The sequence below is a fragment of the Bartonella sp. LB28NMGDW genome (assembly GCF_042194435.1).
Lineage (GTDB): Bacteria > Pseudomonadota > Alphaproteobacteria > Rhizobiales > Rhizobiaceae > Bartonella > Bartonella grahamii.
Window position 1 is genome coordinate 1 of record NZ_JBHIMX010000004.1, and the last position, 25,540, is coordinate 25,540.

At 37.3% G+C, this 25,540-nt stretch carries 23 protein-coding genes; 18 read left to right on the forward strand and 5 right to left on the reverse strand.

The window, feature by feature from the left end:
* The 16 genes from ACFIKG_RS03565 to ACFIKG_RS03640 form a co-directional block, all read left to right on the forward strand.
* A partial coding sequence (locus ACFIKG_RS03565; protein ID WP_375651784.1) for a YadA-like family protein occupies positions 1–442 on the forward strand: 442 nt, incomplete at its 5' end.
* Complete coding sequence (locus ACFIKG_RS03570) at positions 439–1,041, forward strand: invasion associated locus B family protein (protein WP_375625562.1); 603 nt, start codon at positions 439–441, stop codon at positions 1,039–1,041. The genes ACFIKG_RS03565 and ACFIKG_RS03570, both read left to right, overlap by 4 nt.
* Before the next feature lie 919 nt (positions 1,042–1,960).
* On the forward strand, positions 1,961–3,271 hold the full coding sequence (locus ACFIKG_RS03575) for a Ppx/GppA phosphatase family protein (RefSeq protein ID WP_375651785.1): 1,311 nt from the start codon (positions 1,961–1,963) through the stop codon (positions 3,269–3,271).
* A 29-nt stretch (positions 3,272–3,300) separates the two neighbouring features.
* A complete protein-coding gene (locus ACFIKG_RS03580) occupies positions 3,301–4,029 on the forward strand; it encodes an RlmE family RNA methyltransferase (protein WP_273790641.1) in 729 nt (242 codons plus the stop codon).
* Between the two features lie 173 nt (positions 4,030–4,202).
* Entirely contained in the window at positions 4,203–5,228 is a 1,026-nt protein-coding gene (obgE, locus tag ACFIKG_RS03585) for a GTPase ObgE (protein ID WP_375651786.1), read from the forward strand.
* A gap of 1 nt (position 5,229) precedes the next feature.
* Positions 5,230–6,369 (forward strand): glutamate 5-kinase, encoded by a 1,140-nt coding sequence (gene proB, locus ACFIKG_RS03590; protein WP_375651787.1) that lies wholly within the window; start codon positions 5,230–5,232, stop codon positions 6,367–6,369.
* A gap of 45 nt (positions 6,370–6,414) precedes the next feature.
* Positions 6,415–7,671: a glutamate-5-semialdehyde dehydrogenase gene (locus ACFIKG_RS03595; protein WP_375651788.1), complete on the forward strand. Its 1,257-nt coding sequence runs from the start codon at positions 6,415–6,417 to the stop codon at positions 7,669–7,671.
* Between the two features lie 29 nt (positions 7,672–7,700).
* Positions 7,701–8,294 carry a nicotinate-nucleotide adenylyltransferase gene (locus tag ACFIKG_RS03600; RefSeq protein ID WP_375626679.1) on the forward strand — a complete coding sequence of 198 codons (594 nt, stop codon included), beginning with the start codon at positions 7,701–7,703 and terminating at the stop codon, positions 8,292–8,294.
* Positions 8,295–8,405: 111 nt separating this feature from the next.
* Positions 8,406–8,792: a ribosome silencing factor gene (gene rsfS, locus ACFIKG_RS03605; protein WP_375626681.1), complete on the forward strand. Its 387-nt coding sequence runs from the start codon at positions 8,406–8,408 to the stop codon at positions 8,790–8,792.
* Between the two features lies 1 nt (position 8,793).
* Complete coding sequence (gene rlmH / locus ACFIKG_RS03610) at positions 8,794–9,276, forward strand: 23S rRNA (pseudouridine(1915)-N(3))-methyltransferase RlmH (protein ID WP_375651789.1); 483 nt, start codon at positions 8,794–8,796, stop codon at positions 9,274–9,276.
* A 96-nt stretch (positions 9,277–9,372) separates the two neighbouring features.
* Positions 9,373–10,653 carry a murein hydrolase activator EnvC family protein gene (locus ACFIKG_RS03615; protein WP_375651790.1) on the forward strand — a complete coding sequence of 427 codons (1,281 nt, stop codon included), beginning with the start codon at positions 9,373–9,375 and terminating at the stop codon, positions 10,651–10,653.
* Complete coding sequence (locus ACFIKG_RS03620) at positions 10,643–11,953, forward strand: S41 family peptidase (RefSeq protein WP_375626687.1); 1,311 nt, start codon at positions 10,643–10,645, stop codon at positions 11,951–11,953. The genes ACFIKG_RS03615 and ACFIKG_RS03620 overlap by 11 nt, the downstream gene beginning before the upstream one ends.
* A gap of 39 nt (positions 11,954–11,992) precedes the next feature.
* The gene (locus tag ACFIKG_RS03625; RefSeq protein WP_375648622.1) at positions 11,993–12,514 is read left to right on the forward strand and encodes an RNA pyrophosphohydrolase; all 522 of its coding nucleotides are present in this window, start codon (positions 11,993–11,995) and stop codon (positions 12,512–12,514) included.
* Positions 12,515–12,613: 99 nt separating this feature from the next.
* The gene (locus tag ACFIKG_RS03630) at positions 12,614–13,174 is read left to right on the forward strand and encodes an invasion associated locus B family protein (protein WP_375626691.1); all 561 of its coding nucleotides are present in this window, start codon (positions 12,614–12,616) and stop codon (positions 13,172–13,174) included.
* Between the two features lie 328 nt (positions 13,175–13,502).
* A complete protein-coding gene (locus ACFIKG_RS03635; protein WP_375626693.1) occupies positions 13,503–13,796 on the forward strand; it encodes a YggT family protein in 294 nt (97 codons plus the stop codon).
* A 22-nt stretch (positions 13,797–13,818) separates the two neighbouring features.
* Complete coding sequence (locus ACFIKG_RS03640) at positions 13,819–14,133, forward strand: DUF167 domain-containing protein (RefSeq protein WP_375625575.1); 315 nt, start codon at positions 13,819–13,821, stop codon at positions 14,131–14,133.
* 54 nt (positions 14,134–14,187) lie between these two features.
* Here the strand turns inward: ACFIKG_RS03640 and ppa are convergent, their stop codons facing one another.
* From ppa to mgtE, 3 genes are all read right to left on the reverse strand, one after another.
* Positions 14,188–14,718 carry an inorganic diphosphatase gene (gene ppa, locus ACFIKG_RS03645; protein WP_375648623.1) on the reverse strand — a complete coding sequence of 177 codons (531 nt, stop codon included), beginning with the start codon at positions 14,716–14,718 and terminating at the stop codon, positions 14,188–14,190.
* 68 nt (positions 14,719–14,786) lie between these two features.
* On the reverse strand, positions 14,787–16,613 hold the full coding sequence (typA, locus tag ACFIKG_RS03650; RefSeq protein WP_375626698.1) for a translational GTPase TypA: 1,827 nt from the start codon (positions 16,611–16,613) through the stop codon (positions 14,787–14,789).
* Positions 16,614–17,883: 1,270 nt separating this feature from the next.
* Positions 17,884–19,260, reverse strand: coding sequence for a magnesium transporter (gene mgtE, locus ACFIKG_RS03655; protein WP_012754587.1), 1,377 nt, complete (start codon positions 19,258–19,260; stop codon positions 17,884–17,886).
* Positions 19,261–19,811: 551 nt separating this feature from the next.
* Here mgtE and ACFIKG_RS03660 point away from each other — a divergent pair.
* Positions 19,812–21,836 (forward strand): M3 family metallopeptidase, encoded by a 2,025-nt coding sequence (locus ACFIKG_RS03660; RefSeq protein ID WP_375626701.1) that lies wholly within the window; start codon positions 19,812–19,814, stop codon positions 21,834–21,836.
* A gap of 162 nt (positions 21,837–21,998) precedes the next feature.
* On the opposite strand, the gene ACFIKG_RS03665 is transcribed toward ACFIKG_RS03660, so the two are convergent.
* Both ACFIKG_RS03665 and ACFIKG_RS03670 read right to left on the reverse strand, forming a co-directional pair.
* Positions 21,999–23,075, reverse strand: a complete 1,077-nt coding sequence (locus tag ACFIKG_RS03665; RefSeq protein ID WP_375626703.1) for an SGNH family hydrolase — start codon at positions 23,073–23,075, stop codon at positions 21,999–22,001.
* A gap of 14 nt (positions 23,076–23,089) precedes the next feature.
* Positions 23,090–24,346, reverse strand: coding sequence for a lytic murein transglycosylase (locus ACFIKG_RS03670; protein WP_375651791.1), 1,257 nt, complete (start codon positions 24,344–24,346; stop codon positions 23,090–23,092).
* Between the two features lie 265 nt (positions 24,347–24,611).
* On the opposite strand from ACFIKG_RS03670, the gene ACFIKG_RS03675 reads away from it, so the two are divergent.
* A complete protein-coding gene (locus ACFIKG_RS03675; protein WP_375648657.1) occupies positions 24,612–25,502 on the forward strand; it encodes a UTP--glucose-1-phosphate uridylyltransferase in 891 nt (296 codons plus the stop codon).
* Positions 25,503–25,540 lie beyond the last annotated feature (38 nt).

Sequence of the window (25,540 nt, forward strand, 5' to 3'; positions counted from 1 at the left end):
TGGAAAGATTGAAACGGGCTCGCATGAAGCTGTTAATGGGGGTCAGTTACATGATTACACCGAACAGCAGATGAAGACGGTTCTTGAAGATGCCAATAAGTATACGGATGAGAAAGTTTCTCATATTGTAAAAGATGGAGTTAATGAGGCTAATTCGTATACGGATATGAAGTTTGAAACGTTAAATTATGCTATTGAGGATGTTCGAAAAGAGGCAAGACAAGCTGCAGCGATTGGTCTAGCGGTGTCAAACTTACGTTACTATGATATACCAGGATCTTTAAGTGTTTCATTTGGTAGTGGTTTATGGCGTAGTCAATCCGCATTTGCTATTGGGGCGGGTTATACATCTGAAGATGGAAATATTCGCTCGAATGTATCTATTACGAGTGCTGGAGGTCACTGGGGGATAGGTGCTGGAATTACTCTGAGGTTGAGATGATAATAGAAAAAATGGCTGTTATTGTAAAAAAGAGAAGTATGTTAGTAAAGGTTTTGTTTGCTCTTGCCTTAATAGGCAAGAGCGAAAGCTTTGCTAATGAGAACAATAATATTTATACAGTGCATCCACCGCACTTATCGATACCTAAGGGAGAACCTGGTGAAACACGTCGAATTATTATGCAGTTTTATGACTGGACTTTGATTTGTGACGAAAAACAAAAGCTTAAACATAAGCAAGGTATATGTAATGTGACACAGACTGTTCATGATCAAGAAGGAAATACCATTTTTAGTTGGTCTCTTGTGTCTACGACAAGTGGTCAAGCAGTGATGCTTTTTCGGACATTGCCAAATTCTGATATAAATGTTCCGATTCAAATGTTTGTAAAAGGTGTTAAAAAACCTGTTCTTATTCATTATACGCAATGCAATGAAACTGTTTGTTTGGCACAATCGCCTGTAGGGCCGGTTTTGACTAAACAAATAGAGCAGGACAATAAAGTACGTATTTCCTATAAAATTAAAGAAGGAAAGGTATTTTCTTTTACTGTACCATTTAAAGGATTAAATGCGGCACTTAATTCTTTACGTCCTTAGAATCCATCGAGTGTTTTTAACAAGATTTATTTTTCATAAATTGTTGTATTATATTTTTGAGTGTAAATTATAAGGCCAAATAAGTAAGAATTTTTATATAATATGATATAGAGGTAATTTATTGGAAAGAGCGAGAGTTTTATGAATATAAAGTCACAATAAGTTCTTTGTATGTAATAGAAATTCAAGTTAGTAATTTCCATAAAGCTTAAAGAGTGATTTCGTTAGTTATTAAAAGTAAAAAAGATTAGCAATACTCGATTTAAAATAATTAAAAAGATAGCTTCCTTACAATAATAAGTAGGCTAAATTCTTTTTTAAAGCTTTAAATGGATTTTTAGAGCGATCTGATTAAGCATTAATATTTTTTAGATAAATTTATAATCCTAGAGAATTTTTTGAACGATAGTTTTAATTGGTATTCACAAAATAACAGCTATTGTAATTGCATTTTGTAGTACTACGGAACTTTTATTCCAGCATAATCAAAGCCATTTCATTGTATACAACAAACGAGGCTCGTGTGTGGATAACGAGATTGAAAAAAGAAAAATTTTTTTATAAACCGTACTAATGTATAGGTTGTTGTGACCTTAAGAGTCAGCAAATAGTATTGTTATAATAGAGGTGTGCTCCGTGTAAATGGTATAAAGAAAAGAGCAAAATTTATAAAAATTGATGCGAACGTAAACGATTAATTTATAGTTTTAAGTACATAAAGAGAAGCATGATTTTACGGAAACAATCAAAAGATTATACAAAAATCTGAATGATGCTAGTGTAGAAAATTTTAATGATAGGCAAAGAAAGAATGATTTTTTGTATTTATCATTTGATGCTGCATTATTGCTTTATTTAGGAATGAGCAGAAGAGTTTTCGCGTTTATTTATTGGGGGGAACGCTCAAGGGATAAAAGAAATGACCCCGTTAAATTATGGTTCAAAAGAGTTAAAGCGAGGAGAAATATACGATACCAAAGCAGATCAGTTGTATGATCAGGGCGGTAGTAATACAAATAATCGTTCTGCATTGTCACGAACAGAGGCATACTCTGTCTTTGTTGATATAAAGAGACAACAGAGAAAAAAACATTATGAACAGAAACAGGCTTTTGTTCAATCTGAGACAGCTTTTGAGTTTCATAGTCAGATAATGATAGGTGCTCAAAAAACAAAAAAACTCAAAGCGCCTTTTCTTCGACGGTTCCCTCCAGTAAAATCTCCACCTCTTTATGCGGCACTCGATCTCGGAACGAATAATTGTCGTCTTCTTATCGCATCTCCCAGTAAACCTGGATATTTTCGTGTTGTTGATGCTTTTTCTCGTATTGTACGATTGGGAGAAGGTTTAATAAATAACGGTTTTCTTAATACACAAGCTATGGATCGTGCGATTGAAGCATTAAAGATTTGTCATTTAAAGCTAAAACAAAGGCATATTAAGTGTTATCGCTTGATTGCAACAGAAGCTTGTCGTTCTGCAGAAAATGGTAGACATTTTATTCAGCGTGTTTTGGAGGAGACAGGTCTTGAATTGGAAATTGTTGATCGGCAAACAGAAGCGCGTTTTGCTGTTACAGGGTGTAGTACACTTGTTGAACCAAATACTGACGCAATTGTGCTTTTTGATATTGGAGGAGGATCATCAGAAATTGTGCTACTTGATGTTTCTCAAAAGCGTTCTTTTCGTTTAGCGAGACAAATTATCGCTTGGACTTCTCTTCCCGTTGGTGTTGTTACGCTTGCTGAACGTTTTGGAGGGAATGATATTAGCTTAGACGATTTTGAAAAAATGAAAAGCTATGTGCGAGGGTTGTTAAATAATTTTTCAGATCGTCATAAATTAGGAGAGTTAGCGCAAGGTTCGAAGTTTCATCTTTTGGGAACTTCTGGTACGGTTACGACTTTAGCAGGAATGTATCTTAATTTAGAGCGTTATGATAGGAAAAAAGTGGATGGCATTTGGATGAATGATGCAGACATTACACTTATGACACAACGCCTATTATCATGGGATATAGAAAAACGTGTCATAAGTCCTTTTATTGGGCGCGAGAGAGCAGATTTAGTTTTAGCTGGTTGTGCAATTTTAGATGTTATTCGGGAAGTTTGGCCAAGCCAGCGTTTAAGAGTTGCTGATCGTGGATTAAGGGAAGGAATTTTGATAGATCTGATGTTACGCGATGGGGTATGGTGTCGTCATAGAAAGAGCAGAGGTTCCAAGCGTTAGAGAATTAAATATGGAGACAATGAATAACGATGAAAAAAACAACAAAAACACCGAGAGGTGGCTATGGAGGTTCAGGGTCACATGAATTATATCAGCGCGTAAAAAAGAAAGCAGGAACCATTAAAGCTTCATCACGACGATGGTTAGAGAGGCATCTGAATGATCCTTATGTTCATCAATCAAAAGTAGATGGTTATCGTTCGCGTGCGGCTTATAAACTCATTGAAATTAATGAGCGTTATAGGTTTTTGAAAAAAGGTCAAAAGGTTATTGATCTAGGAGCAGCACCTGGGGGCTGGTGTCAGGTGGCTGAGCGTATAGTAGGGTCAAGTGATGAAGATCCTAGCGTTGTTGGTATTGATTATTTACATGTTGATCCATTGCCTAGAGTTGCCATGTTGGAAATGGATTTTTTGCATACAGATGCACCGCAGAAATTAATTGAAACTTTAGGGACCAAACCGGATGTGGTTCTTTCTGATATGGCAGCACCAACAACAGGTCATCGTCAGACGGATCATTTAAGAACGATTTATTTATGTGAAGTTGCGGCTGATTTTGCTCTTTCGGTTCTTAAGCCTGGGGGACATTTTTTAGCAAAGGCTTTTCAAGGAGGAGCAGAAAACACTCTTCTCACGATATTGAAACAGCATTTTAAAAAAGTTTATCATGTTAAACCACCCGCAAGCCGATCAGAATCAGTAGAGCTTTATCTTCTAGCACTTGAATTTAAGGGAAAAACAAAAATACAAGAATAGCGCCTTCTTTTAAGAAGACTTAACTTCACTTAACCTATTTAGATGTGATGATTTTTTTCTCAAAGAGTTATTGGCGATATTGACAGTTTTTTTGTTATCAATGATGAAAAACTGGTAAAACTAATGTATTGCCTATAGAGGTAGAGAGATTGATTCCTCAGAGAGTGCTTCCAATGAAATTTCTTGATCAAGCTAAGGTTTATATTCGTTCTGGTAACGGAGGTTCTGGAGCAGTATCATTTCGTCGTGAAAAATTCATAGAATTTGGGGGACCTGATGGGGGGAATGGAGGACGGGGTGGTGATGTTTGGGCTCTTGTTGTTGATGGGCTTAACACGCTGATTGATTATCGCTACCAACAGCATTTTAAAGCAAAAACAGGGGGGCATGGCAAGGGTCGTAATATGACGGGTGAAAAGGGTGATGATGTCATCCTTAAAGTTCCGGTTGGGACGCAAATTTTTGAAGAAGATAATACAACGTTAATCTGTGATTTAACAGAAGTGGGACAGCGCTATCGTCTTGCAAAAGGAGGGAATGGCGGTTTTGGGAATCTTCATTTTACAACATCGACAAATCGGGCACCGCGTCGTGCAAATCCAGGTTTGGCTGGAGAAGAGCGTGCAGTATGGCTTCGTTTGAAGTTAATTGCTGATGCTGGGCTTGTTGGTTTACCTAATGCTGGAAAATCAACTTTTTTAGCTTCTGTAACGGCTGCAAAACCAAAAGTTGCAGATTATCCTTTTACCACTCTACATCCTCATCTTGGTGTTGTACGTATTGATGGTCGTGAATTTGTTTTGGCTGATATTCCAGGATTAATTGAAGGAGCGCATGAAGGTGTGGGAATTGGAGATCGTTTTTTAGGACATGTGGAACGTTGTCGCGTACTGCTTCATCTAATTTCTTCTCAAGAAGAAGATGTAGCAAAAGCATATCAAATTGTGCGTCATGAACTTGAGGCATATGGAAATAATCTAAGTGATAAGATTGAAATTGTCGCTTTAAGCCAGATAGATACTCTGACAATTGAAGAGCGTAAAATGAAACAGGAAGCTTTGCAAAGAGCAGCGGATCAACCTGTTATGATGTTTTCTGCGGTTAGCCGCGAAGGTTTAGAAAATGTGCTGCGTGCTGGTGCACATATTATTGAAATGTCACGCAAAGAGGAGATTAGTGGGGATAGCAAGGTTGATTGAGATGGCTTTTGGATCGCAAAAACTTACACACTATAAACGTATTGTGGTCAAGATTGGATCTGCCCTTTTGGTTGATCCTCAGACAGGTTTACGGGTTGAATGGCTTAAAAGCTTAATCAGTGATGTTGTTGAATTGCACAAAAAAGGCGTAGAGATATTGTTGGTGTCTTCAGGCGCTATTGCTTTAGGAAGGACATTGCTACAGCTTCCTAAAGGGGCTTTGAAATTGGAAGAAAGTCAGGCATGTGCTGCTTTGGGGCAAATTGAGTTAGCAAAAACCTATGGTGATGCCCTTGCTCAACATGGGCTCAAAACAGGCCAAATTTTGCTCACTTTATTTGATACAGAAGAGCGAAGGCGTTATCTCAATGCACGTGCGACGATTAATGTGCTTTTACGTTTTAGAGCAGTACCTGTTATTAATGAGAATGATACTGTTGCGACAAATGAAATTCGTTATGGTGATAATGATCGTTTAGCTGCACGTGTGGCAACAATGATGGGGGCAGATCTTTTAATACTTTTATCTGATATTGATGGTCTTTATACAAAGTCTCCCCATAGTGATCCAACGGCTGAATTTATACCTTTTGTTGCATCCATTACGCATGATATCGAAAAAATGGCAGATGTTGCTGTTTCAGAGTTTTCACGGGGAGGAATGAAGACCAAGCTTGATGCTGGAAAGATAGCTAATGCTGCTGGAACGGCGATGATTATTACCTCAGGCAAGCGTATGAATCCTCTTGCTGCAATTGACAAAGGTGAACGCAAGAGTTTTTTTGCGGCTGGTGAGAAATCTGTTAGTGCTTGGAAAACATGGATTTCTGGTCATTTAGATCCATCTGGTGTTTTGACGATTGATCAAGGAGCCATTAAGGCTCTTGAATCAGGAAAATCATTATTAGCTGCAGGGGTTATTGCCGTTGAGGGAAATTTCCATCGTGGGGATACGGTTGCAATTGTTGATACAAATGGGGTTGAGATTGCGCGTGGACTTGTAAGCTATGGCAAAGATGAGGCTGTACGCATTATAGGATGTAAAAGCGAAGAAATTGAATCTATTCTTGGGTATGAGGCGCGCTCTGCTATGGTGCATCGTAATGATATGATTTTACGTTGCTTGACCAATTCTGTTTAAAAAAGTTACTTTTGTTTTTATTGTTTTGGCAGAGTGGATGATACGATGACTTTAGAAGAACAAATGAAAGATATGGGACAAAAAGCACGTTATGCCGCTGCAGCGTTGGCTGTTGCTTCTTCTGAGCAAAAGAATAATGCATTGGAAATGATCGCTTTAAGTCTAGAGGCTCAATCAGATGAAATTTTACGAGCGAATTGTCAAGATTTAGAGAATGCTGCTCAGAATAATTTGAAAGCTGCAATGATTGATCGGCTAAAATTAGATGACTTGCGTTTACGTGCAATGATAGACAGTGTTCGCCAAGTTGCTCGTTTATCTGATCCTGTTGGACAGGTCATGAGTGCGTGGAAACGTCCAAATGGGCTTCATATAAGTCGTGTACGAACACCTCTTGGTGTGATTGGTATTATTTATGAAAGTCGTCCAAATGTTACAGTTGATGCGAGTTCTTTGTGCTTAAAAGCAGGTAATGCTGCGATTTTGCGCGGGGGTTCGGATAGCTTTCATTCTTCTCATGCCCTTCATTTAGCTTTGGTACAAGGTTTAGAACGCTCTGGTTTACCTAAAGATGCTATCCAAATGGTTGGAACGACAGATCGCGCTGCCGTTGGGGAAATGCTCAAAGGATTGGATGGAGCGATTGATGTGATCGTACCACGTGGTGGAAAGAGCCTTGTTGCCCGTGTTCAGTCTGATGCACGTGTTCCAATTTTTGCTCATCTGGAGGGACTTTGTCATATTTATATTGATAAATCGGCAAATTTAGATATGGCACGCAATATTATTTTAAATGCAAAGTTGCGGCGGACAGGGATATGCGGTGCTGTTGAGACAGTTCTCATTGACAGCCAAGCATTAAAAAAATTTCTTCCTGTTTTAACTGCTTTACAGGAAAAGGGGTGTGAAATTCGTGCCACAGAAGATATTGTTTTTCTTATGCCAGATGTCAAATTAGCTTCTGAAGAAGATTGGTCGCATGAATATCTTGATGCTATTCTTTCTGTTAAAACGGTTGAGGGTGTTGAGGGAGCCATTTCTCATATCAAGCGTTATTCATCAGGACATACGGAATCGATTATTGCTGAGGATTTGGAAGTGGTAAAGAAATTTTTTAATCATTTAGATTCAGCTATTTTGCTGCACAATGCGTCCACACAATTTGCTGATGGAGGTGAATTTGGTTTTGGAATGGAAATTGGTATCGCAACAGGAAAAATGCATGCACGTGGCCCGATAGGTGTTGAACAGCTAACTTCATTTCAATATCATGTTAAAGGAAATGGTCAGGTTAGAGCTTGAGAACACCATTTTTTCCATGGAAAAATTGTATGCCACATGTTGAAAGATCCAATGTTGTGGGTCTTTTTGGTGGTTCCTTTAATCCACCGCATGCGGGGCATCTTCTTGTTGCAAAAATTGCCATTCGGCGTTTGCATCTTGATCAGTTATGGTGGATGATCACTCCAGGAAATCCTTTAAAGGATTGTACACAGTTGCTCTCTTTAGAGGAGAGAATGCAATTAAGTTTTAAACTTATTGACCACCCGAAAATTCGCTTAACAGGTTTTGAACAGGCTATAGGGAGTAAAGTATCAGTAGATACAATTTTTCATATTCTTACCCATTATAGTGACGTAAATTTCGTATGGATTATGGGGGCAGATAGTTTTACGACGATACATCATTGGTATCGATGGCATGATATCGTTTCTATGCTTCCTATTGCGATTATTGATCGTCCTTTAGGCAATCGGTCAGCACTTTCTTCTCCTATGGCACATATTTATCGTCGTTTTCGTTTGGATGAGAGAGAAAGTAAGCGATTACCTTTTATAAAGCCACCAGTTTGGACTTATTTGCATGGACCTTTATCTTTTCAATCTTCAACAAACCTGCGTTTGAAAAAGAATGATTTTTCTTGAACATTTCATAAGATTCTGCTTCTCTTTAGAGAAATCTCTTTTTTAGATTCCACAACGATAAGAAAGGATATTGATCTGAAAAACATTGCACACAAACACTCTTGCGATAGTATGCTTTCAAAAGAAAAAAAAGTTTTTTCTGTTAGTGAGAGTCTTGAAGTTATTCTCAAGAGTTTAGAAGATACAAAAGCAGAAGATATTGTTACTATTGATATTCGAGGAAAGTCATCTTTGGCTGATTATATGGTCATAGCTTCAGCAAATTCGCAGCGTCATGTATCTTCTGTTGCTGATCATTTATTACATACTTGGAAAGATAGTGGGCAGGGGCTTGCGCGTGTAGAAGGGCTTGCTGGAGGTGACTGGGTATTGATTGATACAGGTGATATTATCACTCATCTTTTTCGTCCAGAAATTCGTCTTTTTTATAATTTAGAAAAAATATGGATGACTCCGGATTTAAACGATACAGCTTTGCGTTTCTTCGGAGATCATTAAAATGCAAATTTCTATTTTTGCGGTTGGTCGTATGAAAAGTGGGGCGGAGCAAAAATTAGTTCAGCATTATTTGGATCGTTTTTCTAAAGTTTCTGGAGTTGTAGGCTTTCATTTAAAAAAGTTACAAGAGATACCAGAAAGTCGTGCTCAAACAGCGTGTCAACGTATGGAGGAAGAGGGGAGAAAACTTATTGAATTTTTACCTGAAAAATGTCGATTAATTGTGTTAGATGAGCGTGGAGAATCGATTTCTTCAACTTCTTTTTCTGAAAAATTGAGGTGTTATCGTGATGAAGGCATTCGAGATGTTGTTATTGCTTTGGGAGGACCTGATGGGCATAATGAACAAATAAGGAAGCATGCTGATTTTCTTTTATCTTTTGGTTTGATGACGTGGCCACATCAAATTGCACGTATTCTTCTTACAGAACAACTTTACCGCGCTGTGACAATTGAAAATAATCATCCGTATCATCGTTTTTAATATTTTTGTGCAATTTTTAGCACTTATTTATATATTTATTAATATTGTTTTAGCTGACACCATTTAAAGCATCTCTAATGTATACGATGAGGTGTCATGGTTGGGCAAATGAAAAAGCTTCTTCATAGAAAGACGCTATATTTATATGGGGAGTGCGTGATATTTGTCATTTTGCTCTTGAGTATGTTTTTTTGCTTTTCTGTATCACATGCGGAAGATACAATGAGGAGTACGCAAGCACATAAAGAATTAGGAGAAATTCGCCAAAATATTTCACTTTCGCGTGAGCGTGTTGCTTTTCTTACGCATCAAGTTGAGCATTTAAAAAAAGATCAACGTGTTTTGAGTGATGCACTCATAAAGGCGGCTAAAGAAGAACGTACAGTAGCAGATGATATTGCTAAAAGGGAAGAAAAGCTTAAAAAAATGATAGAAGAGCGGGTACAAGTCTATCAAAGTTTAAAAAGTCGTCGCGCTGAATTTGCGGAAGTTCTTGCAATTTTGGAACGTATGGGATTGAATCCACCTCCTGCTCTTATGATACAGCCAGAGGACGCGTTGGCTTCTATACGTAGTTCTGTTTTATTAGGTACTGTTATTCCTCAGATGCAAGAGAAAACGCGAGATTTAACACAGAAACTCAAGGAGTTGACCAATTTGAGTAATTCCATTACTACGGAATATACGGCATTAAAGACAAAACTGCAAAATCAAGCAGAGCAGCGAAAACGTCTAGAGCTTTTATTAGACAAAAAAAATAAACTACAAAAAAAATCAGAAAAAGAACTTACAGAACAACAACAAAAGAATATTGCTCTTGCTAAAAAAGCGCAGTCTTTGGAAGAATTGATTTTAGAGCTCGACCGTCAGTCAAAATTTAGCTCTGATGCATCAGTACAGGTACGGAAAAGTTTGCAATTGTTAGAACAGTCCAATTTTGAAAGCCGAAAAGGTTCTTTACTTTTTCCTGTTTCAGGAAAAAGAATACATCACTCTAACAAGAATTCGCAGATTACGCGCTTTGGTGAAACGATAGAAACAGAGTCAGGAGCTGTTGTTATATCACCTGTGGATGCTTTTGTTGCTTTTGCTGGGCCATTTCGTTCTTACGGACAGTTAATTATTCTCAATGTTGGAAATGGTTATCATATCATTCTTACTGGAATGTCGAGAATTAATGTAAAACAGGGGCAGTTTGTTCTTTCAGGTGAGCCTCTGGGTATAATGGAGATGCAATTTATTTCAAACAGTGTTGCATTGGATATAGGAAAAACTTCTCCAATGCTTTACATTGAGTTTAGAAAGCAGGGAAAACCTGTAAATCCAACTCCTTGGTGGCAGACTGAAAAAATAAGAAGGAGCCAAAATGATTCGTAAAGTTATTCTTTTGGTCGCTGGGGTATTGCTCGGCGCCTGTTCAATGATTATGGTGCAGTCTGTTGCTGCAAATAATGAAGATAATGCATATAAAAAGCTAGCTATATTTGGCGATGTTTTTGAGCGCGTGCGTATGCAATACGTTACAGTTCCAGATGATAAAAAGCTTATTGAAAATGCTATCAATGGCATGCTCACATCACTGGACCCTCATTCATCTTATTTGAATGCTGAAGAAGCCAAGGATATGCGGGATTCTACGAAAGGAGAGTTCGGAGGTCTTGGTATTGAGGTCACTATGGAAAAAAACTTAATTAAAGTTGTTTCACCAATGGATGATACTCCCGCTTCAAAAGCAGGTATTCTAGCAGGAGACCTTATTTCAAAAATTGATGATGTACAAACGAATGGTCAAACATTGAATGAAGCTGTTAATAAGATGCGAGGTGCTCCTGGAACACCAATTACCTTAACAATTATTCGTTCTGGCGTTGATAAGCCATTTGAAGTGAAGATTGTTCGTGATATTATCAAAGTAAAAGCGGTGAAATATCGGGTTGAGGGTGACATTGGATATTTAAGAGTTATCCAGTTTTCTGAGCAGACATTGAATAATCTTCTGGCGGCAATTAAAGATATCCAATCTAAAATTCCTGAAGATAAGCTAAAAGGTTACGTCCTTGATTTGCGGCTTAATCCGGGTGGGCTTTTAGATCAAGCTGTTAGTGTTTCGAGTGCTTTTCTCAATAAAGGTGAAATTGTGTCGACTCGTGGGCGCAAAAAGAGTGATGTGACAAGATTTGATGCGAAGCCAGGTGATGTCATCAGTGGAAAACCGCTCATTGTCCTTATTAATGGTGGTTCGGCAAGTGCTTCTGAAATTGTTGCTGGTGCATTACAAGATCATCGTCGTGCAACAATTTTAGGGACGCAGTCTTTTGGTAAAGGATCTGTTCAAACAATTATTCCTTTGGGTGAAAATGGAGCTTTACGCTTAACAACAGCACTTTATTACACGCCATCTGGCACTTCTATTCAAGGGACAGGGATTACGCCTGATATTATTGTAGAGCAACCACTCCCTGAAAAATATAAGGGTTATGATGTAAAAGTTGGTGAGTCTGCATTAAAAGGACATATCAAAGGAAAACGAGAGAGTAATAAAGGATCTGGTTCAGCTGCTTTTGTTCCGAAAGACCCTAAAGATGATATTCAATTGAATGAGGCCTATAAGCTGTTACGAGGTGAAATGGCAAATGCAGCATTTCCACCAGATCCCAATAAGGATGTGTTAAAGTGAGAAATGATATCTATAGCTTGCGATTTTGAGGAATATTAAATGGATGCAGGTATTAATTTGAAGATTCTTCCATATCGCAAATGTGTTGGGATTGTAGTCTTTAATCATGAGGGTAAAGTTTGGGTTGGGCGTCGTTTAATGGCGCCCATTCATGCAGATATTGACATATCTCATCGTTGGCAGCTTCCTCAAGGAGGGATTGATGAAGATGAAAAACCATTGGATGCAGCATATCGTGAACTTTATGAAGAAACGGGTATTCGATCTGTAAAGTTAATTAAAGAAGCACAAAATTGGTTCCACTATGATTTTCCACAAGAACTTATTGGGTGCACATTAAGCAATAAGTATCGTGGGCAAATACAAAAGTGGTTTGCTTTCCAGTTTACGGGAAAGCTTTCTGAAATTGCGATTAACCCGCCACCAGATGGCAATAAAGCGGAATTCGATCAATGGAAATGGATCGATCTAGAAACCCTTCCGTTGATTGCTGTTTCTTTTAAAAAGCACGTTTATACGAAAGTGGTCAGCGAATTTCGAGGTAGCCTTAGACCATTATAAAAGCTATATGATGATGAGAAAGCTTTTTTTATTAAGATGCTTTATATTATAATAAATAATAAACATGTTTCTCTTTTATGTAAAGAACAGGAATATAAAATGAAAAAGTTATTTAATTTACTTATAGTTTTTACTCTCTTGAGTATTTCATCTGTTGCATTTGCAACAAGTTCAAAGCCTCCTGCATCAAAAGATGCGGCAGCGACATTGCCAAATGGAGCTTCTTCTTTGACTGAAACCTACGGTTTATGGACTATTAACTGTGGTATACAAGAAGGGAAAAGAATTTGTTTTATGCACCGTCAAGAAGTGAATGAGCAGGGGCGTGTTGTTGTGGCTATGGGCCTTACTCTCGATGCTGAGGGTGTTGTATCTGGTAATTTAACAGTTCCTTTTGGTATTTTGGTCTCTAAGCCTGTTCGTTTACAAGTTGATGAGGGAAAAGCTGTTATCGAAACTGGTATTCGGACTTGTGTACCAGCAGGTTGCATGGTTCCTGTCGTTTTTGACAAAAATCACGTAGCAGCTTTACGTTCTGGAAAACAGTTAAAGTTGGCAATGACAATTGCTGCTGCAGGTGAACCAGCTTTGAATGATTTATTTGTTCAGCTCAATGGTTTTAGCAGTGCTCTTAACCGTTTGACTGCTTTGCAGAAATAATTTTAAAAATAAAAGCGGCCTTTAAAAGGCCGTTTTTATTTTGTTTGTTTTTTATATATTAATAATTAAAACGATGAGATTTAAGATTAATCCTATAAGGGATATTCAGATTTTTTGCTGTTTCTTCTATTTTCATGTGCTATTTTTAATTTTGATATTTGTTTTCTAGCTGCATCGTCATTAAATAGAGAGATGAAGAATTTAGATGTCTGGTTTTTATTCAAGAAAAAAGAGTATTGAAGTATAAAACCATTTTTTGATACACAAACCTGCTTTAATGAAGGTTTTCTATACGCTCTTCTGTTTCCTTGATTGAAAGGGATCACGCATGATTTATGCATTGCTTCGGACGATTGATTTGATTTTTGATATTTATATTGATATTTTAATCGCTAGTGTTATTTTTTCTTGGCTTTATGTCTTTAATATTATAAATTCGCGCAATCGCTTTGTTGTTTTGATAGGAAGCTTTCTAAATCGTCTTACAAATCCTGTTCTAAGCCGTATCCGGCAAATTTTACCAAATTTTGGAACAATTGATATTTCACCTATTGTAGTGTTCATTATTATTTATTTTATTCGTAATTTCATGTGGCGCGTTTACGCAAACATGTATTTATAGAAATATTATTTGAGGCGAATACATGTTTTATCAAGTTGATAAAAATAACTTGATTTTGTTTGTATATCTCATTCCCAAATCATCTGTTGACAAAATAATAGGGGTTGAATGTAGAGATGGTGAAAAACAATATCTGGTTATACGCCTTCGTGCTGTTCCTGAAGATGGAAAAGCGAATAAAGCTCTCATTAAATTTCTTGCGAAGCAGTGGAGAATACCGTCTTCTTCTATTTCTCTGAAAAATGGCGCAATATCTCGCTACAAACAACTTTACTTTTCAACACATTTAGAAGAGTTAAAGCAGATATGGCAATCCTTTAGAGATTGCATCTCGTAGAAAAAATAAATAATAAAGCCTATTATAAAAACAGGCTTTATTTTATTAAAATCGTTATATTTTTTTATTGCGCTCAACAGCTTGCTTAATTAATTCATAAGCAAAGTTTTTATCACGCCATCCTTCAATTTTAGCCCATTTTCCAGGTTCCAGATCTTTGTAATGCTTGAAGAAATGTTCAATTTGTTTGAGAGTAATCTCGGGTAGATCTGTATAGTCATGAATATTGATATAGCGTTTTGTTAATTTTGGAGTGGGAATGGCAATAATTTTTTCATCTTTACCACCATCATCTTCCATCATCAGAGCTCCGATGGGGCGAACATTGATAACACAACCAGGCATAAGTGGACGGGTATTACAGATAAGGACATCAATAGGATCACCGTCATCTGAAAGCGTATGAGGGACAAAACCGTAATTTCCAGGATAAACCATTGATGTATGAAGAAAACGGTCAACAAATAATGCGCCCGACTTTTTATCCATCTCATATTTTATTGGTTCACCACCAAGGGAGACTTCCACAATAACGTTAATATCTTCTGGTGGATTTTTGCCTACGGGTATTTCCTTAATATTCATAGAGACATCCTTTCTGGGATATAGTGAGGCTCAATACAATTAAATATTTTACCAAAGAGATTATGAAATTAACTTGAAATTGATGCACGTGTTTTTTCAAAACGTTTACGTTCATTAGGATCAAGATAGAGTTTGCGGAGACGAATATTTTTAGGGGTTACTTCCACAAGCTCATCATCTTGTATCCACGATAAGGCACGTTCTAATGTCATTTTAATGGGAGGCGTTAGCTTTACGGCTTCATCTTTTCCGGAAGCGCGCATATTGGTGAGTTTTTTTCCTTTTAACACATTAACTTCTAAGTCATTATCTCGTGAGTGGATGCCAATAATCATACCTTGATAGACTTTCACACCCGCATCGATGATCATAGGTCCACGATCTTCAAGATTAAAAAGAGCATAAGCGACAGATTCACCGTTGTCATTTGAAATCATAACACCATTAACACGACCAGCAATGTCTCCTTTATAAGGTTCATAAGCATGGAAAAGGCGATTCATAATTGCTGTACCACGTGTGTCCGTTAAAAGTTCAGATTGATAACCAATGAGTCCTCGGGTTGGTGCATAAAAGACAAGGCGGACACGATTACCTCCAGAAGGGCGTAATTCCACCATTTCTCCCTTACGTTCAGACATTTTTTGTACAACAGTACCGGAATATTCTTCATCAACATCGATAACAACTTCTTCGATTGGCTCAAGAGTTATTCCATTTTCATCTTTTTGCATAACAACACGTGGGCGTGAAACACTAAGCTCAAATCCTTCACGGCGCATATTTTCAATGAGAACTGCAAGCTGTAATTCTCCTCGCCCTGAAACGTAGAAAGAATCTTTATCGGCTGATTCTTCAATTTTAAGAGCGACATTGCCTTCTGCTTCTTTTAACAATCGGTCACGAATGACACGACTTGTTACTTTATCGCCTTCAGTTCCAGCAAGGGGACTATCGTTGACGAGAAAACTCATAGTAACAGTAGGAGGATCAATTGGTTGGGCAGTAAGGGGTTCATTAACAGCAGGATCACAGAAAGTATCAGCTACGGTACCTTTTTGTAGGCCTGCAATCGCAACAATATCACCAGCACTTCCTTCTTCAATGGGTTGCCGTTCTAAGCCACGAAATGCTAAAATTTTTGAAATACGCCCAGTTTCTAAAAGTTTTCCATCTTGTCCAAGAACCTTGACACTTTGATTGGGTTTTAGAGAGCCAGAATGAATCCGCCCTGTAATAATTCGTCCCAAAAACGGATCCGCTTCAAGAATAGTTCCAATCATGCGGAACGGTCCTTCTGCTACACTAGGAGAAGGGACATGCTGTGTCACAAGATCAAATAAAGGACCTAATCCATGATCTTTTGGTCCCTCGGGGGCTTCAGCCATCCATCCATCGCGTCCAGATCCATAAAGAATAGGAAAATCAAGCTGTTCATCGGTTGCGTCAAGAGCAGCAAAAAGGTCAAAAACCTCATTAATGACTTCATCAACGCGTGCATCCGGTCGGTCAATTTTATTAATAGCAACAATAGGGCGCAAACCCACTTTCAATGCTTTGCCAACGACAAATTTTGTTTGTGGCATTGGTCCTTCAGCAGCATCAACAAGTACAATGGCTCCATCAACCATATTTAGGATACGTTCAACTTCTCCGCCAAAGTCGGCGTGTCCTGGTGTATCAACAATATTAATTCGAGTATCTTTCCAAACAACAGATGTCACTTTCGCTAGGATTGTAATTCCACGTTCTTTTTCAATATCGTTTGAATCCATCATACGTTCGCTTGTACGCTGATTATCACGGAAGTTTCCTGATTGCTTGAGAAGTCCGTCTACAAGCGTTGTTTTCCCATGGTCAACGTGGGCAATGATGGCAATGTTACGCAATTGCATAAATTTTCTTCTTTTCGTTTAATGAAATTTCATTTGAGGCAAAGTCTTTACATTCTTTGCCTGACTATTAAAAAACCTTTTACATGTTTTTTTATAATTTTGGAAGATGGAGGCAATATTTTTATGGCAAAACTATTTATCCAAGTCTTTAAGGCTCTATTAAGCTTCAATTGCTGGAGCTTCGTAAAAGGATTTTTATAGTACGTATGTTCTATTCTTGAGCTAAGAATTATCCCAAAAATCACCGTCAACTTGATTTTTATCAATATGATGTAAGGAATTTATATGAGCTCTTGTAAGAGTAAGTAAGTATAAAGCTAGCCGTATTATTGTTGTTTTTTTGCAAAGAGATTGATAAAAATCCGGAATATCTCTTAATTCATAGCCAATTTATTACAACTGTACGATATTTTTATTCTAACACAGCTTTTTCTTATTCTATAACTTGTCAATCAAAATCCAGATCTAATGCAACCGTGTATTTGAGGTAAATATTGAGACGATTAAGCATTTTATAAGAAGTTCTAGCTTTTGTATGACAGATTGGGGCAAGAATTATATCTGTTTTATTTATTTATTTATGAAACCGGAATACAGTCTTTTTTAGAAAGAAGATGAAGGCATCAAAAGAAAATTCTTATCTTTGCCGTTAAGCCAAACTTATGCTTTCAAAAGCATCTAAGCAATATCTTCTAAGCCATGGAGATAGTGCATTACCTCACACTTTTGTTAATCGCATTCTCTAATAGGAGTATGCTTTTCATGCCAAACAGAACGCTTCAAACAGAATACACTTGTTGTTGCATATTCATGTACTTAAGAGAGTTTTCTGAACGTACACTAAATCCATTCCATGATAGGGCTCATAAATGATGTAATATACGTGAATAGTATACCTATCAACACCTTTGTGAAGAAATATAAAGCCTATAGAGCATATCATTATTATTCTTTCTCAGCTGTCAATATTGCAACAGTTTTTGATACGAGAGAGAGGATATAAGGAGTATTTAATTTTTTTCTTGAATAGTTTTTAGCTATACACCAATCCCGTTTGTGACTGGCAAGAAGATGACTTTAATTGATTTAATATGAGAAGCTTTATGATGAGGCAAATTCACGATATTCGGAGCTGTTATTCAATAAAAATAATAAATTGTTTATGGAGCGGTGCGCTAGAAAATAAATTAATGGAGCTTATTCTCTTCTGGAAAGATCTTAGGTTACATGACAAAGTCTTTCCAGAAGAAAGAGTTTCTACTTTACATGTTTAAAGAAGAGTTCCTGACAAAATGATGGAAGCTACAGAGAAATAGATTATAATGCCCATGACATCTACTAAAGTTGCCACAAAAGGAGCAGAAGCACTTGCTGGATCAAATTTTAAACCTTTAAGAATAAAAGGCAGCATAGATCCAGAAAGAGAACCAAAGGTAACGATTCCGACTAAAGCTGTACCTACTGTTGTCGAAACAGCAATCCAATGTTGCCCATAGTCGTAGATACCGAATTGTTGCCAAAGAGCAATGCGCGTAATGCCAATAATTCCGAGTAAGAGACCAAGAGATAGTCCTGTTGGAATTTCACGAATGAACACTTTCCACCAGTCTTTCAACGTGAGTTCACGTAAAGCCAATGCACGGATAATAAGGGATGTAGCCTGTGAGCCGGAATTTCCTCCTGAGCTCATAATGAGAGGTATGAACAGTGTAAGAATAATCGCTTTTTCGAGTTCTGTTTCGAAATGTTGCATAGCACTTGCTGTCAGCATTTCACCGACAAAGAGTAAAGCGAGCCATCCGCCACGTTTTTTCATCATTTCAGGAAATTTAATTTGCATATAGGGCTTATTAAGCGCTTCCATACCCCCAAATTTATAGGCATCTTCATTCATCTCATCAACCATAGTATCAAGCACGTCATCGACGGTTACAATGCCAATGACATGGTTACTTTCATCAACTACAGGCACAGAGAGAAGATCATGGCGCTGGAAAAGGCGTGCGATATCTTCATGATGTGTGAAGGGCGATATTGTAATGGGCGAGTCATGGGTAGGGACATTAAGAATTTGTTCATCAGGTGAGGCAAGAATAAGGTTACGCAGTGAAACAGCTTTGAGAAGAATACCTGTTTTAGGGTCAATTACATAGCTGGTATAAACGGTTTCACGTGTTCGCTCGACCTCACGAATGTGATCCAACGTTTTTTGTATAGTCCAGTTTGAAGGAACGGCTATAAACTCTGTTGTCATCAGTGCCCCTGCTGTATGATCAGGATAACTGGTGAGTTTTTTAAGTTCAGCGCGCGTTAAGGGTTTAAGCAAGGCATAAAGTCGTGTGCGGGTTTCTTTATCCATTTCTTGAAAGACGTCCGCAGCAGCATCGGCAGACATGCCATCAAGAATTTCAACTGCACGATTTATAGGGAGAAGTTCTAGGATGGAAGCAGGTTGCTCAAGCTCTGGTTTATCAAAAAGTTCGATAACATAATCAAGAGGCAGAAGACTAAGAATGGTTACACGTTCCATGATATCGAGGTCATTGATGATATCAATAGAGTCTGCAAAATGCTGATTTTTTAACTTTTCAGCGAGAGCTTCAGGAGAAAAATTTTTGAAGTCGAAGGTCGTTTTAATTTCAGTCATGATAAAGTACCTCCTGAAGAGTTGGAGAGTTGTAAATCTAGATAATAGATGAGATAAAAACAAAAGTTTATGGAAGATTTAAAAAACTCCCCAGCTATATTCCCAATTGTTAATATTTGAAGTAAAGTCAATGGTAAATTATAGGTTATAAACAAGTTTCTGAATCAATAAAACAAGAATACAGTTTAATTTGAGAATAATATAAAAGCGTAAATGTAAAAATCAGTTCTGATTTTTACCATCATTTCTTTGATGCAGTTTTGCGATTTTCAAAAGGATCTACAGCAATATTTTCTAAAGAGTGGAGATTATGCCTTTCTTCAAGTGTTTTTATTAATATGCAATTGTATTGTGATGTGCGAACGAATAATCTTTATTTCTCCAATATAATATGGTTTGAAATGAAAGAATTTTACGATTTCTAGATTTTTTTATTCAATAGCGTTTGGAAAGGTCGTTTTGAAACTCACGAAATAGTTTTAGTATATTATCAATTTGTGTCGTAAAGATAATCGTTACAGCTTAAATTTATAATGGAGACATAAAGTATTATGACAAAAGCAGCAGTGCTGGACTGGAAGGGATTTTCAGGTCTTCCTGATTTTTCTTCTATCAGTGATGAAGATTTTAAACCCGCTTTTGAACAGGCTCTTCAAGAAGCCGAAGAAGAACTAGAGGCGATTGCGATGGTGCAAGAACCACCAACGCTTGAGAGTTTTTTGCAGCCTTTTGAGCTTTGTGGCAAAGCGCTTGATCGTGTTTGTTCAATATTTTTCTTGCGCACCAGTGCTCATACGAATGTATTAATTCAACAGCTAGAGCAAGAGTTCGTTGTAAAACTTTCTCGTTATTCTTCAAAAATGATGATGGATGCACGGATATTTGCAAAAATAGATGTGCTTTATAAACAGTCGCAGCTGGGCATATTTGAGAGTGAAACAACACGTGTTCTTGAATTATGGTGGAAAAAGTTCGTTTGTCATGGGGCAAAACTCGATGAAAAAGCTAAGAAACGGCTTTTGGAAATTAATGAAAGACTTGCTTTTTTAAATGCTACTTTTGGACAAAATGTCTTAAATGATGAAGCTGAATGGATTCTGTTTTTAAAACAGACCGACTTATCTGGTTTACCGCAAGATCTCATTGATTCAATGAAGGAAATTGCGTGTGAAAGAGGTAATGAAGAAGCGTATGCATTAACACTAGCACGTTCGATTGTTGAACCTTTTTTAAAATTCTCTGATCGTCGTGATTTGCGTGAGGTTGCATTCCAAGCTTGGGCTAAACGTGGTGAAAATAATAACAAGAATGATAATAAAACAATTATTGTAGAGATTGTTGCGCTTCGAGATGAGCAGGCGAAATTATTAGGATATAAATCTTTTGCAGATTTGAAACTCGATAATACCATGGCTAAAAGTGTTGATTCCGTTATGGATTTGCTTATGCCTGTATGGGAGCGTGCAAGAGCGAAGGCTTCTACTGAGCAAATTGAATTACAAAATTTTGCCAACAATCAGGGCAGCAATGAATCTTTAGCTGCTTGGGATTGGCGTTATTATACTGAAAAACTTCGCACTGAAAAACTTTCTTTCGATAGCGCTGAAATTAAATATTATTTTCAGCTTGATCGTATGATTAAAGCGGCTTTTGGGGTAGCAGAAAAACTCTTTGGCATTACGTTTGAAGAAAAAAATGCTGTTGCACTTTGGCATCCTGATGCACGTTTGTGGGAAGTAAAAAAGTCTGATGGAAGTCTACTTGGGCATTTCATTGGTGATTATTTTGCACGTTCTTCAAAACGGTCCGGTGCGTGGATGAGTAGTTTGCAATCACAATATAAATTGGATGGCGGACAAAAGCCTATTATCTACAATGTTTGTAATTTTGCTAAACCACCCAAAGGGGAGGTTGCTCTTTTATCACTTGATGATGCGCGTACGCTTTTCCACGAATTTGGGCATGCATTGCATGGTTTGCTTTCTGATGTCACATGGCCATCTGTATCGGGAACATCTGTTTCACGTGATTTTGTTGAGCTGCCTTCTCAACTTTACGAACATTGGTTAACTGTACCAGAGATATTAAAATCTTATGCTACGCATGCAAAAACAGGACATCCTATGCCGCAAGCATTAATGGATAAGGTTTTGTCAGCACAGACATTTAATGCTGGCTTTGCTGCAGTTGAATTTACTTCATCAGCTCTCGTAGATATGGCTTTTCATAAAGGACAAAAGGTAACTGATCCAACAGGATTTGAACGCCAAGAATTAGAAAAGCTGCAAATGCCTGATACAATTATTATGCGCCATCGTCCTCCACATTTTACGCATATATTTTCAGGTGATGGTTACGCCGCTGGTTACTATTCTTATATGTGGGCGGAAGTCCTTGATGCTGATGCTTTTCAGGCTTTTGAAGAAACGGGAGATGTTTTTAATTCAGAGCTTGCTGATAAGTTGAAACGTTTTATTTACTCTGCTGGGGGAAGTCGTGATCCAGAGGAGCTTTATAAAGCTTTTCGGGGACGGATGCCTTTACCAGAGGCAATGATTAACAAACGTGGACTATAAGATATAACGGTATGGTTAATACCATGCCGTTTTCATATTATTCGAAAAATGCAGTTGTGATTTATACGAATTCTCTCTTCATTATAGCTCTGTAAACAGAGTTTTTTATCTTGTTCACCTTTTGTTTATGAAGGAAATTAGATTTTGTCTTTTAAAGAGACATTATGGGAAAGAAAAATTATCAGCTCGATCTTTTTGATGCCCATTTGGTGCAAACCATGATTTTTTTATAAAACTTGACTTTCTTTTGCCTAAAAGGTGAGTGTTTTGTTGTGCCATATCATCGAGGCTCATTGGAGGCTGACGCATAATATTACTCCGCTCTTTATTCTCTGATTCTTGTATAAGTTTTTGAATAGCTTGATCGGTTGAGTAAGGATTTTTATGAGAAAAGGCATAAAAATTTAAAATATTTTTCAATGGTTTTTCTAAATAAGAGGCAAGTTTTTTCTTTCCTTCAGAGGTGAAATGCATGCCATTATTGGTGCGTAATTTGGTTATTTTTCCATTAATATCATAGCCTGAAAAAGAAAAATTTCCTGTCTCATCACTAAAGCCGCTCCAGATATCGAGGAAATATCCTCCTGCTGTTTCTGTTTCTTGTTTATAGAGCACATTAAAAATTTTCATTTTTTGTGTCAAAAGGTCATTTCTAAAGGCAGGTTGACTTATCCATATCCATGATTTTCTAGAGGCATGAAGACTTTCAACAATTTCGATAATTCTTTGTTTGTAGATGTGCATCCATTCTGATTGATCTGTGTTAATTGTTCTATAAGAGTCTGTGATTGGTTGATTATCATTTGCACCGATCATCATGATAATAACATCGGGGTTATTTTGATCAATGAGTTTAGGAATATTGCTTTGCCAAGAATAATAATTCGTCCGAACTAAGCCGGAAGCTGGCATTGTATTGTTCATGATAACGATATCGCTATTATTTATAAAAAACTTCTTAAGTGCATCGGCAACAGCAGAAGCTGTAAAATCCCCTATGACAAGAATGCGCTTTGCATTCTCATCTTTTAGCTTTTGTATGTTTTTTTGTGTTACGATCTTTTTTTGCGGCTTGTCTATTTTTTGTTCTATAATTTGCGGTGGTTGTTGCGTCTGTTTGTTATGTTGTGATAACCATTTGAAGAAGTTCGTTGCTTTACTTGGGGATGGCTGTATGATCCCCACAATGGAAAGTGAAAATAGCAATAATGCCAAGTATATCAGGCGAACAGAAGACAAAACCTTAGTCTCCATTATTGTTTGCGAAGGAGAAAAAGCACTTGAGATGATGGATATCCATTTGCTTTTAGACCGTGACGTAGTTGAAAGGCTTTAATTGCTTTGCGAGAAGCTGTTCCGATTTTTCCATCAACATTCCCTTTGTAATAGCCCAGTGCACTTAAGCGAGATTGCAGTTCTTTGCATTCTTGGAAAGTAAGAGGTTGAAAAGGTCTTTGCCAATCATGCACCAATCCAGGATGTCCAGCGATGCGGTCAGCAAGAAGAGCAACAGCAAACGCATAACGATCTGCATTATTATAATGTTTCAGAACAAAGAAATTTTTTGTGACTAAAAATATAGGTCCTTTTGCTCCATCTGGATATTTTAATATTGCTTGTTCAGCTAATGTAGGAAGAGGATGCCCATTTGCGTGTTTTACACCTAATTTTTTCCATTGTTCAAAGGAATACCAGCCTTCAGGGAGGTTTTCCCCCTGCGGTACTTTTACCTCTACTCCCCAAATAAGATTAGATTGCCAGCCATTTTTGTGGAGAAGGTTAGCAGCAGTAGCCAGAGCATCTGGAACAGAGTTCCAGATATCACGCCGTCCATCTTTGTCCATATCAACTGCATAGGCGAGATAACTGCTTGGAATAAATTGTGTATGCCCCAATGCACCGGCCCAAGATCCAGTGAGTTGAGAGCGTTTAATTTCGCCACTTTGTAGAATTTTCATAGCAGCAATCAGCTGTGTATATGCATATTTTGCACGTTTTTTATCAGTATAGGCTAAAGTTGCAAGAGAACGAATGGTGTCACGCATTACACTTTTATTAGCTAAAACTTTCCCATAGTTGCTTTCCATTGACCAAATAGCAAGCAGAATATTGCGGTCAACACCAAAACGTTTTTCAATTTGAAGAAGCCATTTGTTCCATTTTTGAGTTTGGCGCCGTCCTTCCTCAATTGCAATATCATGGACACGATTATCGAAATAGTTCCATGAAGGAGCAACAAATTCCGGTTGGTATGCGGCACTTTTTAGAACTTCTGGATCAATTGCATTAACACCTTTAAACGCCATATGAAACGTATAAGGGGTAATATTGTGAGCAATAGCTATTTTTTTAAATTCTTTAATCCAGTGTTTAAATCCGCTATCAGCATATGAAAGGGATACAAAAAACATTAAAAAAGCAGAAAAAATAACGGCAGAGCCAGTGAGAAGAGTTCTCCAATTTATGGACTTCTCTAAAAAAGAGAAAGTCTTCAATTCTGTTTTTTGCATTTTGAAATCCCCATTAATATTCAATTTATTAGATGTGCAATAACTTTATTTTGTATTTAGTTTAATCGATAATATGATCAAGAAGGGGAGAAAACTGAAATAAATAATTCGTTTTAATCCTTTCAATAAATTCTCATACTCTTTTTTACATTTTTGATTGCCCATTATAATGATAATCAAAACAATAAGATATCTTTTTTACCATTTCGTAAAAACATATGTTAAATAAAACAAAAAATATATGAATTCATTGAGGAGGGTGAGTGTGCGTAAAATCCGGAAAGCTGTATTTCCAGTAGCAGGTCTTGGTACGCGTTTTCTTCCTGCGACAAAAACAATTCCTAAAGAAATGCTAACAGTTGTTGATAAACCTGTTATTCAATATGTTGTGGATGAGGCGAGGGAGGCTGGTATTGAGCATTTTATTTTTGTGACTGGACGTAACAAAGCAGTCATTGAGGATTATTTTGATGCGCAAGTTGAATTATACACGACACTGGCTGAATGTGGAAAGAAAGAAGATCTTGCACATTTATACCGTTTACAGCCATTACCAGGGTCAACTTCTTTCACTCGGCAACAGCAACCTTTGGGATTAGGGCATGCTCTTTGGTGTGCGCGTGAATTAGTTGCAGGGGAACCTTTTGCTTTGTTATTACCCGATATGCTGATTCAAGCCAAAAAGGGATGTCTTTCTGAGATGATTAGTCTTTATGAAAAGGTGGGCGGGGGAAATATTATTGCCGTTCAGGAATGCGATCTTGAAGAAGCACATAAATACGGTATAGTTGGCAAAGGTAAACAGATTGCAAATGGTTTTAAAATCACAAAAATGGTAGAGAAACCAGTGTTAGGAACGGCACCATCAAATTTGTACATCAATGGACGTTATATTTTGCAACCAGAAATTTTTAATATTCTTTCCACTCAAGAACGAGGAACAGGAAATGAAATTCAATTAACAGATGCTATGATACGGCTTTCAAATGAGCAGGATTTTTGGGGTTTGCAAGTAGAAGGGCGCACTTTTGATTGCGGTTCTAAAACTGGTTTCATTGAAGCCAACGTTGCATTTTCTTTGGCACGCGCTGATATGCACAGCCATGTTTCTGCCTCATTGAAAAATTTACTGGAAACCATTAATGTTGAAAAATGATATAGATCTCTCATTTAATTTTATTGATCGAATTTGAT

Bases quoted from the DNA above. Each gene is read 5' to 3' on its own strand.
- ACFIKG_RS03570 (WP_375625562.1), top strand. From the start codon at position 439: ATGATAATAGAAAAAATGGCTGTTATTGTAAAAAAGAGAAGTATGTTA.
- ACFIKG_RS03575 (WP_375651785.1), top strand. From the start codon at position 1,961: ATGACCCCGTTAAATTATGGTTCAAAAGAGTTAAAGCGAGGAGAAATA.
- ACFIKG_RS03580 (WP_273790641.1), top strand. From the start codon at position 3,301: ATGAAAAAAACAACAAAAACACCGAGAGGTGGCTATGGAGGTTCAGGG.
- obgE (WP_375651786.1), top strand. From the start codon at position 4,203: ATGAAATTTCTTGATCAAGCTAAGGTTTATATTCGTTCTGGTAACGGA.
- proB (WP_375651787.1), top strand. From the start codon at position 5,230: ATGGCTTTTGGATCGCAAAAACTTACACACTATAAACGTATTGTGGTC.
- ACFIKG_RS03595 (WP_375651788.1), top strand. From the start codon at position 6,415: ATGACTTTAGAAGAACAAATGAAAGATATGGGACAAAAAGCACGTTAT.
- ACFIKG_RS03600 (WP_375626679.1), top strand. From the start codon at position 7,701: ATGCCACATGTTGAAAGATCCAATGTTGTGGGTCTTTTTGGTGGTTCC.
- rsfS (WP_375626681.1), top strand. From the start codon at position 8,406: ATGCTTTCAAAAGAAAAAAAAGTTTTTTCTGTTAGTGAGAGTCTTGAA.
- rlmH (WP_375651789.1), top strand. From the start codon at position 8,794: ATGCAAATTTCTATTTTTGCGGTTGGTCGTATGAAAAGTGGGGCGGAG.
- ACFIKG_RS03615 (WP_375651790.1), top strand. From the start codon at position 9,373: ATGGTTGGGCAAATGAAAAAGCTTCTTCATAGAAAGACGCTATATTTA.
- ACFIKG_RS03620 (WP_375626687.1), top strand. From the start codon at position 10,643: ATGATTCGTAAAGTTATTCTTTTGGTCGCTGGGGTATTGCTCGGCGCC.
- ACFIKG_RS03625 (WP_375648622.1), top strand. From the start codon at position 11,993: ATGGATGCAGGTATTAATTTGAAGATTCTTCCATATCGCAAATGTGTT.
- ACFIKG_RS03630 (WP_375626691.1), top strand. From the start codon at position 12,614: ATGAAAAAGTTATTTAATTTACTTATAGTTTTTACTCTCTTGAGTATT.
- ACFIKG_RS03635 (WP_375626693.1), top strand. From the start codon at position 13,503: ATGATTTATGCATTGCTTCGGACGATTGATTTGATTTTTGATATTTAT.
- ACFIKG_RS03640 (WP_375625575.1), top strand. From the start codon at position 13,819: ATGTTTTATCAAGTTGATAAAAATAACTTGATTTTGTTTGTATATCTC.
- ppa (WP_375648623.1), bottom strand. From the start codon at position 14,718: ATGAATATTAAGGAAATACCCGTAGGCAAAAATCCACCAGAAGATATT.
- typA (WP_375626698.1), bottom strand. From the start codon at position 16,613: ATGCAATTGCGTAACATTGCCATCATTGCCCACGTTGACCATGGGAAA.
- mgtE (WP_012754587.1), bottom strand. From the start codon at position 19,260: ATGACTGAAATTAAAACGACCTTCGACTTCAAAAATTTTTCTCCTGAA.
- ACFIKG_RS03660 (WP_375626701.1), top strand. From the start codon at position 19,812: ATGACAAAAGCAGCAGTGCTGGACTGGAAGGGATTTTCAGGTCTTCCT.
- ACFIKG_RS03670 (WP_375651791.1), bottom strand. From the start codon at position 24,346: ATGCAAAAAACAGAATTGAAGACTTTCTCTTTTTTAGAGAAGTCCATA.